The organism is Enterobacter sp. BIDMC 27 (genome assembly GCF_000534415.1).
Lineage (GTDB): Bacteria > Pseudomonadota > Gammaproteobacteria > Enterobacterales > Enterobacteriaceae > Enterobacter > Enterobacter hormaechei_C.
In genome coordinates this window covers 1,201,675-1,217,303 of the sequence record NZ_KI973178.1, presented here as the reverse complement: position 1 = coordinate 1,217,303, position 15,629 = coordinate 1,201,675, and the positions used below count along the sequence as shown (strand labels likewise).

At 57.2% G+C, this 15,629-nt stretch carries 14 protein-coding genes; 12 read left to right on the top strand and 2 right to left on the bottom strand.

Annotated features, from left to right (window positions below; genetic code table 11):
- Positions 1-97: 97 nt before the first annotated feature.
- The 6 genes from alsR to alsK all read left to right on the top strand — a co-directional run bounded on the left by alsR (position 98) and on the right by alsK (position 6,190).
- Positions 98-988 carry a MurR/RpiR family transcriptional regulator gene (gene alsR, locus L463_RS16760; protein ID WP_015570213.1) on the top strand — a complete coding sequence of 297 codons (891 nt, stop codon included), beginning with the start codon at positions 98-100 and terminating at the stop codon, positions 986-988.
- Between the two features lie 64 nt (positions 989-1,052).
- Positions 1,053-1,988: a D-allose transporter substrate-binding protein gene (alsB, locus tag L463_RS16765; RefSeq protein ID WP_015570212.1), complete on the top strand. Its 936-nt coding sequence runs from the start codon at positions 1,053-1,055 to the stop codon at positions 1,986-1,988.
- Positions 1,989-2,064: 76 nt separating this feature from the next.
- Positions 2,065-3,597, top strand: a complete 1,533-nt coding sequence (gene alsA, locus L463_RS16770) for a D-allose ABC transporter ATP-binding protein AlsA (protein WP_017382645.1) — start codon at positions 2,065-2,067, stop codon at positions 3,595-3,597.
- Positions 3,576-4,556, top strand: coding sequence for a D-allose ABC transporter permease (alsC, locus tag L463_RS16775; RefSeq protein ID WP_017382644.1), 981 nt, complete (start codon positions 3,576-3,578; stop codon positions 4,554-4,556). Before alsA ends, alsC begins: the two co-directional genes overlap by 22 nt.
- Positions 4,557-4,566: 10 nt before the next feature.
- Positions 4,567-5,262, top strand: coding sequence for a D-allulose 6-phosphate 3-epimerase (gene alsE, locus L463_RS16780; RefSeq protein ID WP_032104472.1), 696 nt, complete (start codon positions 4,567-4,569; stop codon positions 5,260-5,262).
- Positions 5,246-6,190, top strand: coding sequence for an allose kinase (alsK, locus tag L463_RS16785; protein ID WP_032104466.1), 945 nt, complete (start codon positions 5,246-5,248; stop codon positions 6,188-6,190). The genes alsE and alsK overlap by 17 nt, the downstream gene beginning before the upstream one ends.
- Here the strand turns inward: alsK and L463_RS16790 are convergent.
- Complete coding sequence (locus L463_RS16790) at positions 6,123-8,420, bottom strand: hybrid sensor histidine kinase/response regulator (protein WP_032104465.1); 2,298 nt, start codon at positions 8,418-8,420, stop codon at positions 6,123-6,125. The two genes, alsK and L463_RS16790, sit on opposite strands and share 68 nt — an antisense overlap.
- Positions 8,421-8,601: 181 nt before the next feature.
- Here L463_RS16790 and L463_RS16795 point away from each other — a divergent pair, with 181 nt between their 5' ends.
- From L463_RS16795 to L463_RS16820, 6 genes are all read left to right on the top strand, one after another.
- Complete coding sequence (locus L463_RS16795) at positions 8,602-10,122, top strand: sugar ABC transporter ATP-binding protein (protein WP_032104464.1); 1,521 nt, start codon at positions 8,602-8,604, stop codon at positions 10,120-10,122.
- Positions 10,119-11,114: an ABC transporter permease subunit gene (locus L463_RS16800; protein WP_015570206.1), complete on the top strand. Its 996-nt coding sequence runs from the start codon at positions 10,119-10,121 to the stop codon at positions 11,112-11,114. Before L463_RS16795 ends, L463_RS16800 begins: the two co-directional genes overlap by 4 nt.
- 28 nt (positions 11,115-11,142) lie before the next feature.
- Positions 11,143-12,084, top strand: a complete 942-nt coding sequence (locus tag L463_RS16805) for an ABC transporter substrate-binding protein (RefSeq protein ID WP_003860240.1) — start codon at positions 11,143-11,145, stop codon at positions 12,082-12,084.
- A 98-nt stretch (positions 12,085-12,182) separates the two neighbouring features.
- Complete coding sequence (locus L463_RS16810) at positions 12,183-12,869, top strand: D-lyxose/D-mannose isomerase (protein WP_017382640.1); 687 nt, start codon at positions 12,183-12,185, stop codon at positions 12,867-12,869.
- A 10-nt stretch (positions 12,870-12,879) separates the two neighbouring features.
- A complete protein-coding gene (locus tag L463_RS16815) occupies positions 12,880-13,740 on the top strand; it encodes a ketose 1,6-bisphosphate aldolase (protein WP_032104461.1) in 861 nt (286 codons plus the stop codon).
- Positions 13,740-14,759, top strand: coding sequence for a carbohydrate kinase family protein (locus L463_RS16820; protein WP_032104459.1), 1,020 nt, complete (start codon positions 13,740-13,742; stop codon positions 14,757-14,759). The genes L463_RS16815 and L463_RS16820 overlap by 1 nt, the downstream gene beginning before the upstream one ends.
- On the opposite strand, the gene L463_RS16825 is transcribed toward L463_RS16820, so the two are convergent.
- Complete coding sequence (locus tag L463_RS16825; RefSeq protein ID WP_032673094.1) at positions 14,741-15,472, bottom strand: response regulator; 732 nt, start codon at positions 15,470-15,472, stop codon at positions 14,741-14,743. The two genes, L463_RS16820 and L463_RS16825, sit on opposite strands and share 19 nt — an antisense overlap.
- Positions 15,473-15,629: the final 157 nt, after the last annotated feature.

Here is a 15,629-nt window from a genome sequence, read left to right as displayed (position 1 = left end):
TTTATGAATTTTCAAACATTGTGAAGTTGCCAGCATATTTTCATGCCAGAGTGTGGTGATATAGTGTCGTCTTCATTTTTAAGGACAAAAGAGAGCGATGAGTCAGTCAGAATTTAAAAAAGAGCTGCCTAACGGCATTGGCCTTGCACCGTACCTGCGCATGAAGCAGGAAGGCATGACCGACAACGAAAGCCGTATCGTCGACTGGCTGCTCCAGCCGGGTAACCTGAGCGGCGCGCCTGCGATTAAAGACGTTGCCGAAACGCTGATGGTGTCGGAAGCGATGATCGTGAAAGTGGCCAAACTGCTCGGCTTTAGCGGTTTCCGTAACCTGCGTGCGGCGCTGGTCGACTACTTCTCGCAATCCGAACAAGTATTACCTGCGGAACTCGCTTTTGATGAAGCACCACAGGATGTGGTTAACAAAGTGTTCAATATTACGCTGCGCACCATTATGGAAGGCCAGTCGATAGTGAACGTGGATGAAATTCACCGCGCGGCACGTTTCTTCGCCCAGGCCAACCAGCGCGATCTGTACGGTGTGGGTGGTTCTAACGCTATTTGCGCCGACATCCAGCATAAGTTTCTACGCATCGGCGTGCGCTGCCAGTCGTATCAGGACGCGCACATTATGATGATGTCGGCATCGCTGCTGAAGGAAGGGGATGTGGTACTGGTGGTCTCCCATTCCGGCCGCACCAGTGATGTGAAAGCAGCAGTTGAGTTAGCAAAAAAGAACGGCGCCAAAATTATCTGTATTACTCATAGCTACCATTCACCGATTGCTAAACTTGCTGATTATATTATTTGTTCGCCAGCACCAGAGACCCCGTTATTAGGGCGCAACGCCTCCGCGCGTATATTACAGCTTACATTATTAGATGCGTTATTTGTTTCCGTTGCACAACAAAACATCGAACAGGCCACACTTAATATGCAAAAAACCGGCGCTATTGTGGATTTCTTCTCTCCTGGCGCACTGAAGTAAATTAAAAGGTTAATCCTGCTCAGGCGGGATTAACAACAACATACCCTACATTGAGAACACTGCTATGAATAAATATCTGAAATATTTCAGCGGCGCCGCTATGGGCTTAATGTTATCCACCAGCGCGTTTGCTGCTGCGGAATATGCGGTGGTATTAAAAACGCTCTCCAATCCATTCTGGGTGGATATGAAGAAAGGGATTGAAGATGAAGCCAAAACCCTGGGAGTAAGCGTTGATATTTTTGCCTCGCCGTCAGAAGGGGATTTTCAGTCCCAGCTACAGCTGTTCGAAGATCTGAGTAATAAAAAATACAAGGGTATCGCTTTTGCCCCACTCTCCTCCGTGAATCTGGTCATGCCCGTCGCGCGCGCCTGGCAGAAAGGTCTCTATCTGGTGAATCTCGATGAAAAAATCGATATGGATAACCTGAAAAAAGCAGGTGGCAATGTAGAGGGGTTTGTCACAACGGACAACGTGGCCGTCGGCGCAAAAGGGGCCGATTTTATTATCAATAAACTTGGTGCGGAGGGGGGCGAAGTCGCAATCATTGAGGGTAAAGCTGGTAACGCATCGGGCGAGGCGCGCCGCAATGGCGCAACAGAAGCCTTCAAAAAAGCAAACCAAATTAAGCTGGTTGCCAGCCAGCCCGCTGACTGGGATCGCATTAAAGCTCTGGATGTGGCAACCAACGTGCTGCAACGAAACCCGAATCTGAAAGCCTTCTACTGCGCGAACGATACCATGGCAATGGGCGTGGCACAGGCGGTGGCAAACGCCGGTAAAATCGGCAAAGTGCTGGTGGTCGGCACCGATGGTATCCCAGAGGCGCGTAAGATGGTCGAAGCCGGTCAGATGACGGCAACCGTCGCACAAAACCCGGCGGACATCGGGGCGACCGGCCTGAAATTAATGGTGGATGCCGCGAAAACCGGGAAAGTCATCCCGCTGGAAAAAACGCCTGAATTCAAGTTGGTGGATTCGATTCTGGTGACAAAATAACGCAGAACTGTGCGGCTTGATGCCCTCACTCCGGCCCTCTCCCACAGGGAGAGGGTGAACAGAGAAGGAAATAAACATGGTCACGCCATATATCTCGATGGCGGGGATCGGCAAATCCTTTGGTCCGGTTCACGCATTAAAATCGGTTGATTTAACTATATACCCTCATGAGATCCACGCGTTATTAGGGGAAAATGGTGCCGGTAAATCAACCTTAATGAAAGTATTGTCGGGAATTCATGAACCGACCAAAGGCTCCATTATTATTAATGAAAAGAATTACGATAAATTGGATCATAAACTGGCAGCAAGACTGGGCATCGGCATTATATATCAGGAACTCAGCGTTATTGATGAATTAACCGTGCTGGAAAATCTATATATAGGCCGTCACCTGACTAAAAAGGTTTGTGGCATCAGGATTATTGACTGGAAAGAGATGCGCATTCGCGGTGCGATGATGCTCTTACGCGTCGGATTAAAAGTCGATTTAGATGAAAAAGTAGCGAATTTATCCATCAGCCATAAACAGATGCTGGAAATCGCGAAAACCTTAATGCTCGATGCCAAAGTGATCATTATGGATGAACCCACATCTTCATTAACCAATAAAGAGGTGGATTATCTTTTCTTGATCATGAATCAGCTGCGTAAAGAAGGCACCGCCATTGTCTATATCTCGCATAAGCTCGCGGAAATCCGCCGCATCTGCGACCGCTACACGGTAATGAAAGACGGTTCCAGCGTATGCAGTGGCCTGGTGAGTGACGTTTCAAACGACGACATTGTGCGCCTGATGGTCGGCCGCGAACTGCAAAACCGCTTTAACGCCATGAAAGAGAGCACCGGCAACATCGAACGCGACACGGTGTTTGAGGTGAACAACGTCACCAGCCGGGACAAGAAAAAAGTGCGAGATATTTCGTTCAGCGTGAACCGCGGCGAAATACTGGGTTTTGCGGGTCTGGTCGGCTCGGGACGTACCGAACTGATGGACTGTCTCTTCGGCGTGGATAAACGCGCGAGCGGTGAAATTCGCCTCAACGGCAAAACCATCTCCCCGCGTTCGCCTCTGGATGCGTTGAAAAAAGGGATGGCCTACATCACCGAAAGCCGCCGCGAAAATGGCTTTTTCCCCAATTTCTCTATCGCCCAAAACATGGCCGTCAGCCAGAGCCTGAAAAACGGTGGCTATAAAGGGGCCATGGGGCTCTTTCGCGAGCATGAAGAACGCAAGACCGCCGAAGCACAGCGCCAGTTGCTGGCGTTGAAGTGCCATAGCGTAGAGCAAAACATCACCGAACTCTCCGGCGGCAATCAGCAAAAGGTGCTGATTTCTAAATGGCTGTGTTGCAACCCGGACGTCATCATTTTTGATGAACCCACGCGAGGCATCGACGTCGGCGCAAAGGCCGAAATCTACAAGGTGATGCGCCAGCTGGCTGACGAAGGCAAGGTCATCCTGATGGTGTCATCTGAATTACCTGAAATTATCGCCGTCTGCGACCGCATCGCCGTGTTCTGCGAAGGGCGGCTGACGCAAATCCTGACCAATCGCGACGACATGAGCGAAGAGGAGATCATGGCATGGGCATTACCACAAGAGTGAAAGGCGATATGGCGGAGAAAAAGCCATTTAACTTCGCGCTGTTCTGGGACAAGTACGGTACCTTTTTTATCCTCGCGATTATAGTCGCCATCTTTGGCACGCTGTCATCGGAGTACTTCCTCACCACCAACAACATCACGCAGATTTTTGTCCAGAGCTCGGTAACGGTGCTGATCGGGATGGGCGAATTCTTTGCCATCCTTGTCGCGGGTATTGATCTGTCCGTCGGAGCCATTCTGGCACTCTCCGGCATGGTGACTGCCAAACTGATGCTGGCTGGTGTCGACCCGTTTTTTGCAGCACTGATTGGCGGCGTACTGGTCGGCGGCGCGCTGGGTGCGATCAATGGCTGTCTGGTCAACTGGACCGGGCTACATCCGTTCATTATCACTCTCGGTACTAACGCCATTTTTCGCGGCATCACGCTGGTGATTTCCGACGCTAACTCCGTCTATGGCTTCTCGTTCGACTTTGTAAACTTCTTCGCTGCCAGCGTCCTCGGGATACCCGTACCGGTCATCTTCTCGCTGATCGTCGCGGTGATCCTCTGGTTCCTCACCACCCGTATGCGGCTGGGGCGTAATATCTACGCCCTGGGCGGTAACAAAAACTCGGCGTTCTACTCCGGCATCGACGTGAAGTTTCATATTCTGGTGGTGTTCATTATTTCTGGCGTATGCGCCGGGCTGGCGGGCGTGGTGTCGACCGCGCGTCTGGGCGCAGCGGAGCCGCTGGCCGGGATGGGATTTGAAACATACGCCATCGCCAGCGCCATCATCGGCGGAACCAGCTTCTTCGGCGGTAAAGGCCGCATCTTCTCGGTCGTGATTGGTGGTCTCATCATCGGCACCATCAATAACGGACTCAATATCTTACAGGTACAAACCTACTACCAGCTGGTGGTAATGGGCGGGTTGATTATCGCCGCTGTTGCCCTCGACAGATTGATCAGTAAGTAAGGAAATCACTATGAAAATTTCACCCTCCCTGATGTGTATGGATCTGCTGAAATTCAAAGAACAGATCGAATTCATTGACCAGCACGCGGACTACTTCCATATCGACATCATGGACGGCCACTTTGTGCCTAATCTGACGCTGTCTCCGTTCTTTGTCGGCCAGGTGAAGAAGCTCGCCACCAAACCACTGGACTGTCACCTGATGGTGACTCGCCCGCAGGACTACATAAGCCAGCTGGCTCAGGCCGGAGCAGACTTCATCACACTGCACCCGGAGACCATCAACGGTCAGGCTTTCCGCCTGATTGAAGAGATCCGTCGTCACGGTATGAAGGTGGGACTCATCCTCAACCCGGAAACCCCGGTTGAGGCGATGAAATACTATATTCATAAGGCGGAAAAAATCACCGTGATGACCGTCGATCCAGGCTTTGCCGGGCAGCCGTTCATTCCGGAAATGCTGGAGAAAATTGCCGAGCTGAAAGCCTGGCGCGAACGCGAAGGGCTGAGCTATGAGATTGAGATCGATGGCTCATGCAATCAGGCCACCTATAAAAAACTGATGGCCGCCGGCGCAGATGTCTTTATCGTCGGAACGTCTGGTCTGTTCAACCATGCAGAGAATATCGGGGATGCATGGCAGCTTATGGCCGGGCAGATCCTGTCGGCACGAAACGAGGTTGTTCCTCATGCAAAAACAGCCTGATGTCGTCGCCGGAGTGGATATGGGGGCCACTCATATCCGTTTTTGCCTGCAAACGGCCGACGGTGCGGTGTTGCATTGTGAAAAACAGCGCACCGCGGAGGTTATCCGCTCTGGTGTGGTGTGCGGCGTGACGGAAATGATCGCGGCTCAGCTGCGTCATTTACAGGTTCACTGTCGCGGTCTGGTCATGGGCTTTCCGGCACTGGTCGGCAAAGACAAACGCACCATTATATCGACGCCAAATCTGCCTTTGCAGGCGAATGAGCTCCGCGATCTGGCGGGCAAACTTGAAGATGCGCTAGGCTGCCCGGTCGAATTTTCCCGCGACGTTAACCTTCAGCTTTCGTTTGACGTGGTGCAACACAATCTCCAGCAGCAAGAGGTTCTGGCGGCCTATCTTGGCACCGGCATGGGATTTGCCATCTGGCTAAACGGTGCTCCATGGACGGGCGCGCACGGCGTAGCGGGCGAGCTCGGGCATATTCCACAGGGGGATATGACGCGGCACTGTGGTTGTGGCAACCCGGGCTGTCTGGAAACAGTTTGTTCCGGTATCGCATTGAAACAGTGGTACGAACAGCAGCCCCGCGAGTATGCGATGGGAGATATCTTTTCAGCCGTACCCGATGACCCCTTCGTACAGCAACTCCTGAATCATGCAGCCCGCGCCATTGCCACCAGTGTAAATCTGTTCGATCCGGATGCGGTGATCCTCGGTGGCGGCGTAATGGATATGCCTGGCTTTCCGCGCGAAGCGCTGATTGTCGGGATAAAGCAGCATTTGCGCCGCCCGCTGCCGCATGAGTCCGTGAAATTTATCCCTGCCTCGTCGTCGTCTTTTAACGGCGCTCAGGGGGCCGCTACCCTGGCTCGCTGCCGGTTCCTGCCATCACCTTGCGCAGCGCCTGCGCCAGCTGTGCGCGGGTGAACGGTTTTCGCAGTAACTGAACGTCCGGCAGCTGCGGGTTATGCGCCGGGCGCAAATCCTGCCCGCTGATCAGCAGCACCGGCAACTGCGGATAGTGGCTGCGTACATGGCCGATCACCTCCGCACCGCTCAGGCCGCCCGGCAACATCAGGTCGCTGATAAACATGCCGATATCCGGTGATGCGTCCAGCATGTTCAGCGCCTGCTCGCCGTTTTCGGCTTCAAGCGTCAGGTAGCCAAGCTGGTGCAGTTGCTCGCAGAGGGTCTGCCGCACGCCCGCCTCATCTTCCAGGACCAGCACAAGCAGTTCGCTTTCTGCCGCGGCCGTGGTCGCCAGCGCGGCATCATCGGAGAACGCGGGCAGCGTCGAGCGCGGCAGCTGGAGCCGCACGGTGGTTCCCTGCCCCGGCGCGCTTTCGATCTCAACGCGCCCCCCGGACTGGCGCACAAAGCCGTACACCATCGACAGCCCTAACCCGCTGCCGCTGCCGGTCTGTTTGGTGGTGAAGAACGGTTCAAAGACCTGCGATTTCACCTCCTGCGACATCCCGCAGCCGTGGTCAATCACCTCCAGCGCGACCATATCCTGCCTGCGCCCGTCGCTGCGGGTCACACGCTGGTTCCAGGTGCGGATTTTGATCACACCATTTTGCCCCTCCATTGCATCACGGGCGTTCATCACCAGGTTGATAATGGCGTTTTCCAGCTGGCTGACGTCAATCCATGCGGGCCAGGCCGGGGTTTGAGCTTCAATATCCAGCGTCAGCGTGGCGGGAAGCGAGTGCCGCATCAGCTCGCTCAGGTTCTCCAGCAGCGGCTTCATCTCTACCGCATGGGGTTGCAGGGATTGCTTGCGCGAGAAGGCCAGCAGACGCTGGGTGAGCATGGCCCCGCGTTCCGCGGCTTTGAGCGCACGAGTGATGCGCGGCGCGTCCGGTGACGCTGAATCGGTCAGCTCCAGACTGCCGATAATCACCGCCAGCAGGTTATTAAAATCATGCGCCAGCCCGCCCGTCAGTTGCCCAACCGCCTTCATTTTCTGGCTGTGCAGCAGCGCCTCCTCCAGCCCCTGACGTTCGATGCGGTCGACCTCCATCTGCGAGGTCTTCTCCTTCAGTAGCCGCGTGGTGTGCTCCAGCGAAGCGGTATTGCGGGCAAAAACGTTAAACGCGCGCGCCAGTTCCCCCAGCTCATCACGCCGCTGTAGCGCGGGCACCGACACATCCTGCTCGCCGTGAGCGAGGCGCGACATTGCCCTTGAGATAGCCGTCAGGTTGGAGCCCAGATTGCGGTAAATATACCAGCAGGCGCAGCCGGTGATGATCAGCGCCAGCACCGCGAAGACGCTGATAAATACGCTGATGGAGCGCAGCTCCTGATGGCTTTGGGCGGTACGCAGCCGGGAGGCCTGCGCCACCTGTTCAACGTACTGATTGATGTCGCGGTTTAATATCGCTACCAGCGCCTTGATGTGGAACATGTACCAGCTGATGGACAGATCGCTCTCCTCCAGCTGCTTCGACAGTGGCGCGAGCTTGCGCAGCTCATCATTAAAATCCGGGAGCACCAGGTTGACCACCGGTTGCAGGGCGCTCGCGGGTAACATCGCGGTTACTGCATCCAGCTGCTGCACCGTGGCGCGCGGTGAAGGGGTATCAATGGCGGCAACGATCAGCCTGTCCATCTCTGCAAGCTGCCGGGCGTCTGGCACATTGCTCGCGTAACGGCGGTTGATATCCTGCAAATGACGCAGATAGCTTTGGCTTTGATACAGCGCGCTGAGCAGCGCGTTACGCTCCAGATGCCGTTTTTGCCCGCGCTCCAGCATTCCCGTCACGCTCTGCTGTAACTCATTGCTCCTGCGGATAATACGCGCCACCAGCGCCGGCTCCTGCTGCGCCAGCGGCGCATCGGCAAGCTGCTCCAGCGAGTGGCGCAGCGCCATCTGCGTCTGTTTAAGCCGTTCAGCTTCGCCTTTGTACTCCAGCGCACCGACTACCTGCGACAGCCGCACCGCCGCCGTCGCCACATTCGCGGTATCACGCGCGAGGTTCATGCTGCCAGTCATATCATCCAGCGTTTGCTGCTGCACCTGCTCCTGGATCTGGCTGGCATGACGAAAGCCGAGCACCGCCACGCCGCTTACCATCAGCGTTACCGCCACCACCAGCAGGTTAAATATCAGCAGGCGACCGCGGGCGCTGGTGAAGAACGGGGGGCGTGAAGACATGGGTTTGGGCTCCTCTGCGATTTGGTGCCCTCACCCTGACCCTCTCCCGCCGGGAGAGGGAAAAGGAAAATGTGATGGCGATTAGCTATTCATAACTATGACAAATATGAACAGCTTCTGACATTTTGCATTTACGCACCTGTGATGAAGTGCAGATATCGACATTCACAGGAGATCCGCCATGAGCAGAACCCCGGTTTTAGAGATGCGCCACATTGCCAAGACGTTTGGCAATTTCCACGCGCTCAAGGGTGTGGATTTGACGGTTTTCCCCGGAGAGATCCACGCGCTGATGGGGGAAAACGGCGCCGGAAAAAGCACGCTGATGAAGATCCTCGCAGGCGCCTATACCGCCAGCAGCGGCGACATCCTCATCGACGGTCAGCCGTTTCACATCAAAGGTCCGAAGGATGCGCTGGCCGCAGGCATTACCCTGATTTATCAGGAGATGCAGCTTGCTCCTAACCTGACCGTGGCGGAAAACATTTTTCTCGGCAGCGAGCTGTCGCGCGGCGGGCTGGTCCAGCGCAAAGAGATGGCTGCCCAGGCGCAGGCGGTCATTGACCGTCTGGGCGCGCAGTTCAGCGCCACCGACCTGGTCATGAAGCTGACCATCGCCGAGCAACAGCAGGTGGAGATCGCCCGCGCGCTGCACCGCAACAGCCGTATTCTGGTGATGGATGAACCCACCGCCGCCCTCTCTTCGCGCGAAACCCACCGTCTGTTCGAACTGATTTTGCGCCTGCGCGATGAAGGGATGGCGATTATCTACATCAGCCACCGGATGGCGGAAGTGTATGAGCTCTCTGACCGCGTCAGCGTCCTGCGCGACGGGCAGTACGTCGGCAGCCTGACGCGCGACAAGCTGAATGCCTCTGAGTTGGTGCGCATGATGGTGGGCCGCCCGCTCAGCGATCTGTTTAACAAAGAGCGCGATATTCCGCTCGGCAGCCCGCGTCTGAACGTGCACCACCTGACAGATGGCAAAAAAGTGCTGCCGTGCAGTTTGCAGGTTCGCTCCGGTGAAATCGTCGGGCTGGCGGGGCTGGTCGGGGCCGGTCGCTCCGAGCTGGCGCAGCTGATCTTCGGCGTGCGCAAAGCCACCGGCGGCATGATCGAGGTCGACGGCGAACCGGTGGTGATCCACTCCCCGCGCGCGGCCATTGAGAATGGCATCGGTTTTCTTACCGAGAACCGCAAGGAGCAGGGGCTGTTTCTGGAGCTGGCGGCGCAGGAGAACATCACCATGGCGACGCTGGAGCGCGACGCCACCTTCGGCTGGCTGAACCGCAAAAAAGCGCAGTCTATTTCCGATGACGCCATCGCCCTGCTCAATATCCGCGTGCCGCATTCTCAGGTGCGCGCGGGCGGGCTCTCCGGCGGCAACCAGCAAAAGCTGCTGATCTCCCGCTGGGTGGCGATTGGCCCGCGCATTCTGATTCTGGACGAGCCCACGCGCGGGGTGGACGTCGGCGCGAAAAGCGAGATCTACCGCATCATGAACCAGATGGCGCGCAAAGGGGTGGCGATTCTGATGATCTCCAGCGAGCTGCCGGAAGTGGTGGGCATGAGCGACCGGGTGTACGTGATGCGCGAAGGCAGCATCGCGGGTGAACTGCACGGGCGCGACATCTCTCAGGAAAACATTATGACGCTGGCAACCGGCGTGAACGACACTCATCATCAGGCGGTGCAATCATGACAACTCCTACCCATCCGCAGCAGGTGGCGAAATCCGCCTCCGCCAAAAAAATGCTGATGAGCGATCTGATGCAAACGGTCGGTATCCTGCCGATTCTTATCCTGATTGTGGCGGTATTTGGCTTTATCGCCCCTAACTTTTTCACCGAGAGCAACCTGCTGAATATTACCCGGCAGGCGTCGATCAACATCGTGCTGGCGGCGGGGATGACCTTCATCATCCTGACCGGCGGGATTGACCTCTCTGTGGGCTCGATTCTGGGCACTACGGCGGTAGCGGCGATGGTGGTCTCGCTTATCCCGGAATTTGCGATGCTCTCCATTCCGGCGGCGCTGATGCTCGGTATGGTGCTGGGGCTGTTCAACGGCGCGCTGGTGGCCTTTGCCGGGCTGCCGCCGTTTATCGTCACCCTCGGCACCTATACGGCACTGCGCGGCGCGGCGTATCTGCTGGCGGACGGCACGACGGTCATTAACTCCAACATTAACTTCGAGTGGATCGGCAACAACTACCTCGGCCCGATTCCGTGGCTGGTGGTGATCGCCCTGGCGGTGATTGTGGTGTGCTGGTTTATTCTGCGTCGCACAACCCTCGGCGTTCACATCTATGCGGTCGGCGGCAATATGCAGGCGGCACGCTTAACCGGCATCAAGGTCTGGCTGGTGCTGCTGTTTGTCTACGGCATGAGCGGCCTGCTCTCGGGATTAGGCGGCGTGATGAGCGCCTCGCGCCTCTACAGCGCCAACGGCAACCTCGGAACGGGGTACGAGCTGGATGCGATTGCGGCGGTGATCCTCGGCGGAACCAGCTTCGTCGGCGGGATCGGCACGATCACCGGCACGCTGGTCGGTGCATTGATCATCGCCACCCTCAACAACGGCATGACGCTGATGGGCGTCTCCTACTTCTGGCAGCTGGTGATCAAAGGGGCGGTGATCATCATAGCGGTGCTGATCGACAAATACCGTACCCGACACCATCAAAGTGCATAACAACAATACCCTACGTGAGGAATACAGCATGAGATTAAAGCCCTTAGTGACCGCGCTCTGTGCTGGCGCGTTGCTGGCCGCAACCCCGTTTGCGCAGGCAAAAGATCTGAAGTCCATCGGCGTGACGGTGGGCGACCTGGCTAACCCGTTCTTCGTGCAGATCACCAAAGGCGCCGAGCTGGAAGCGCGCAAGCTGGCGGGAGATAACGTCAAGGTGACGCTGGTCTCCAGCGGGTACGATCTGGGCCAGCAGGTGTCGCAGATCGATAACTTCATTGCGGCGAAAGTGGACATGATCATCCTCAACGCCGCGGATTCCAAAGGGATCGGCCCGGCGGTAAAACGCGCCAAAGAGGCAGGGATCGTGGTCGTGGCGGTTGACGTGGCGGCGGAAGGGGCTGATGCGACCATCACCTCCGATAACACCCAGGCGGGGGAGATGGCCTGTAAGTACATAACCGACCGCCTGAAAGGTAAAGGCAACGTGGTGATCATCAACGGGCCGCCGGTTTCTGCGGTACAAAACCGCGTGGAGGGCTGCCAGACCGAGTTCAGGCGCCACCCGGATATCAAAGTGCTTTCGGATAATCAGAACGCCAAAGGCAGCCGCGAAGGCGGACTGGAGGTCATGACCTCCCTGCTGGCGGCCAATCCGAAGATCGACGGCGTATTCGCAATTAACGATCCGACGGCGATCGGTGCCGATCTGGCGGCGAAACAGGCTCAACGTAATGAGTTCTTTATCGTTGGCGTGGATGGCAGCCCGGACGGTGAAGAAGCCCTGAAGCGCGAAAACTCCCTGTTTGTGGCGACGCCGGCGCAGGATCCGCAGGTGATGGCGGCGAAGGCGGTGGAGATCGGCTATGACATTCTTCAGGGCAAACCTGCGCCGAAAGAGCCTGTGCTGATCCCGGTGACGATGATCGATAAAAAGAACGTCGGCACGTATAAGGGGTGGACGGTTAAGTAACCCCGGTGCGGCCTGATGCCCTCACCCTAACCCTCTCCCCCTCTCCCTTGAGGGAGAGGGCCGGGGTGAGGGGGTGGCATAAAACGCAAGGAGTCCCCATGAAACGCTCCGACATCAATGAAATCCTCGGCCACACGCGGCAGTTCTTCTCCATGCACGACGTGCATCTCCCGCCGTTTGCCAGCTTTCCGCCAACAAAATGGCAGCAGCTTGACCAGGCCGCCTGGCAGGAGGTGTTCGACCTCAGGCTCGGCTGGGACGTGACGGCGTTTGGCGGCAACCACTTTGCCGCACAGGGGCTGACGCTGTTCACCCTGCGCAACGGCTCCCCCAACGGCGTGCCTTATGAGAAGTGCTATGCCGAAAAAATCATGCACGTCCGCGACGGCCAGGTGACGCCGATGCATTTCCACTGGCGCAAGCGGGAGGACATCATCAACCGCGGCGGCGGGAATCTGATTATTGAGTTATGGAATGCGGGCGCGCATGAGGAGACCGAAAACACCGACGTGATCGTCACGATAGACGGCTGTCGGCAGACGCACGCGCCCGGCAGCCAGCTGCGCCTCACGCCAGGGGAGAGCATCTGCCTGACGCCCGGCCTGTACCACAGTTTCTGGGGTGAACGCGGCTTTGGCGACGTGCTGGTGGGCGAAGTGTCGTCGGTCAATGACGATGAACACGACAACCACTTTTTACAGCCCATCGATCGCTACAACACCATCGAAGAAGACGAACCGGCGGTGCTGGTGCTGTGCAACGAGTACAACCTGTTTCGGATATAAGGAGTGAATGATGCCATTGATTTCTCTTGCCGACGGTCTGGCACACGCCAGAGAACACCGCTACGCCCTGGGCGCGTTCAACGTTCTCGACTCCCATTTTCTGCGCGCGCTGTTTGCCGCCGCGAAGCAGGAACGCTCGCCGTTTATCATCAACATCGCCGAAGTGCATTTTAAGTACGTGTCTCTGGAGTCGCTTGTTGAAGCGGTGAAGTTCGAAGCCGCCCGTCACGATATTCCCGTGGTGCTGAACCTCGACCACGGGCTGCATTTTGAGGCCGTCGTGCGCGCCCTGCGCTTAGGGTTCAGCTCGGTGATGTTCGACGGCTCGACGCTGAGCTATGAGGAAAATATCCGCCAGACCCGGGAAGTGGTGAAGATGTGCCACGCGGTGGGCGTCTCGGTGGAGGCGGAGCTGGGCGCAGTCGGCGGAGATGAAGGCGGCGCACTGTATGGGCATGCGGATGAAGCGTTCTTTACCGACCCACAGCTGGCGCGCGAGTTTGTCGATTTAACCGGTATCGACGCGCTGGCGGTCGCCATTGGCAACGCGCACGGCAAATACAAGGGCGAGCCGAAGCTTGATTTCCCCCGTCTGGACGCCATTCGCCAGCAGACGGGCCTGCCGCTGGTGTTACACGGCGGCTCTGGCATCAGCGATGCCGACTTCCGCCGCGCCATCGAGCTGGGCATTCATAAAATCAACTTATATACCGGCATGTCGCAGGCCGCGCTCGCCGCCGTTGAGCAGCGCATGGCAAACCGCCAGCCGCTGTACGATGAGTTTGCCGAACTGCTGCTGGGCATTGAAGAGGCCATTACCGATACGGTCGCGGAGCAGATGCGCATCTTCGGCAGCGCGGGGCAGGCATAATGGAACGCAAAGGGATTATCGCCGCAGGCAACATGCTGGTGGATCACGTTCATCAGATCGTGCAGTGGCCGGAGCGCGGCTGGCTGGCGGAAATCACCCACAGTGAACGCTCAACCGGCGGTGCGCCGCTCAACGTTCTGCTGACGCTGGCGAAAATGCACGTCGGCCTGCCGTTACAGGCGGTGGGGCTGATTGGAGAAGACAGCGACGGAGACTATATTCTGGCGATGCTCGACCAGTATCACGTCAATCGCCAGCGCGTGCAGCGCACGACGTTCGCCCCAACGTCGATGTCGCAGGTGATGACCGACCCCAGCGGACAGCGCACCTTTTTCCACTCGCCGGGCGCCAACCGCCTGCTGGATCTTCCCGCCTTCGATCGTTTAGACGGATCGCTGAAGATCTTCCATCTCGGCTATCTGCTGCTGCTCGACAGCCTGGACATGCCGGACGAGGAGTTTGGCACCCGCAGCGCGCGGTTACTGGCACAGATGCGCGATCAGGGGTATGAAACCTCGCTCGATCTGGTCTCCCGCAAGGGCGATCCGCGCTATCAGCCGCTGGTGCTCCCTGCCCTGCGCCATCTTGATTATCTGGTGATTAACGAGCTGGAAGCTGGTGAGTTTAGCGGGCTTGAGATCCGCGACAGTCATGGTGCGCTGAACATGGTCCATATCGCCGACGCTGCCGCACAGTTGCTGGCGGCAGGCGTGCGGCAGCGGGTAGTGATCCACTGTCCGGAAGGGGCATGGGGTGAAGCGCCGGGTGAAAAAGGGCAATGGGTTCCTTCGTGGAAGCTGACGCAGGACGAGATTATCGGCAGCGTCGGTGCGGGCGACGCGTTTTGCGCAGGCTTTTTATACGGTTGCCATGAATCGCTGTCGCTTACCGAGAGTATTTATCTGGCGCACGCCTGCGCGCGGGCCAGCCTGCTGGCGGCCAATGCGATTGACGGCGCGAAAACGCTGGCCGAGCTTCAGGCGTTTATTCAGGAGAACGGTCAGGCGGCTTTCTCATGATGGGAAACGTCCGTGGCAAAAACATAGCCCAGACCGCGAATGGTTTTGATCAGCAAAGGCTGGTGCGGATTGACCTCAATTTTTCGCCGTAGCCGCATGATCAACACGTCGATAGTGCGGTCAAAGACCTCGGCGCTTTCGCTGTGGGTCAGCTCCAGCAGCTGTTCACGACTCAGTACCCGGCGGGCGTTTTGCGTTAATGCCAGCAGCAGGCCGTATTCGCCCTGGGTTAACGGCACGGTATTACGCTGCGGATCGCTCAGCTCGCAGCGGGTGGTGTCCAGCGTCCAGCCGTTAAAGGCAATACCTTCAACGCGCGGCGCGGCAGGCTCCGCGTCCAGCGCGCCGGTTCGACGCAGCACCGCCTTAACGCGGGCGACCACCACGCGCGGATTGAACGGTTTTCCGATGTAATCATCGGCGCCCATTTCGAGCCCGACGACCACATCTGATTCACTTCCCAGCCCCGTCAGCATCACCACCGGTAGCGATGGTCGCTGCTTTTGCAGTTGCAGCAAAACCTGTAATCCGTTGATATCCGCCAGCATCATGTCCAGCAGAACCAGCGCAATGCCAGGGTCCTGCTGGACACGGTTCACCGCGTCCTGACCGGTGTGACACGTCAGCACGGTAAAGACGTGCTCGCTGAGCACATCCTGTAGCAGTTCGCAGACTGCGACATCATCATCAACCACCAGAATCGCCGGTTTCATCGCATGCTTCCGTCAGGGAATTATGTTAAGTCTGAACCATTCTGCCGCTGGCTCCAGCCGAATTGTTTTTTACGTGACGGAATTCCAATCCATGTCACATCCCCTGCCCTTTCGACACGTCAATTTTGACGATTGGCTGTCTTTCGTCAGGGTTTTG

Excerpts from the sequence above, each read along its gene's own strand:
- alsR (WP_015570213.1), top strand. The coding sequence starts at position 98 with ATGAGTCAGTCAGAATTTAAAAAAGAGCTGCCTAACGGCATTGGCCTT.
- alsB (WP_015570212.1), top strand. The coding sequence starts at position 1,053 with ATGAATAAATATCTGAAATATTTCAGCGGCGCCGCTATGGGCTTAATG.
- alsA (WP_017382645.1), top strand. The coding sequence starts at position 2,065 with ATGGTCACGCCATATATCTCGATGGCGGGGATCGGCAAATCCTTTGGT.
- alsC (WP_017382644.1), top strand. The coding sequence starts at position 3,576 with ATGGGCATTACCACAAGAGTGAAAGGCGATATGGCGGAGAAAAAGCCA.
- alsE (WP_032104472.1), top strand. The coding sequence starts at position 4,567 with ATGAAAATTTCACCCTCCCTGATGTGTATGGATCTGCTGAAATTCAAA.
- alsK (WP_032104466.1), top strand. The coding sequence starts at position 5,246 with ATGCAAAAACAGCCTGATGTCGTCGCCGGAGTGGATATGGGGGCCACT.
- L463_RS16790 (WP_032104465.1), bottom strand. The coding sequence starts at position 8,420 with ATGTCTTCACGCCCCCCGTTCTTCACCAGCGCCCGCGGTCGCCTGCTG.
- L463_RS16795 (WP_032104464.1), top strand. The coding sequence starts at position 8,602 with ATGAGCAGAACCCCGGTTTTAGAGATGCGCCACATTGCCAAGACGTTT.
- L463_RS16800 (WP_015570206.1), top strand. The coding sequence starts at position 10,119 with ATGACAACTCCTACCCATCCGCAGCAGGTGGCGAAATCCGCCTCCGCC.
- L463_RS16805 (WP_003860240.1), top strand. The coding sequence starts at position 11,143 with ATGAGATTAAAGCCCTTAGTGACCGCGCTCTGTGCTGGCGCGTTGCTG.
- L463_RS16810 (WP_017382640.1), top strand. The coding sequence starts at position 12,183 with ATGAAACGCTCCGACATCAATGAAATCCTCGGCCACACGCGGCAGTTC.
- L463_RS16815 (WP_032104461.1), top strand. The coding sequence starts at position 12,880 with ATGCCATTGATTTCTCTTGCCGACGGTCTGGCACACGCCAGAGAACAC.
- L463_RS16820 (WP_032104459.1), top strand. The coding sequence starts at position 13,740 with ATGGAACGCAAAGGGATTATCGCCGCAGGCAACATGCTGGTGGATCAC.
- L463_RS16825 (WP_032673094.1), bottom strand. The coding sequence starts at position 15,472 with ATGAAACCGGCGATTCTGGTGGTTGATGATGATGTCGCAGTCTGCGAA.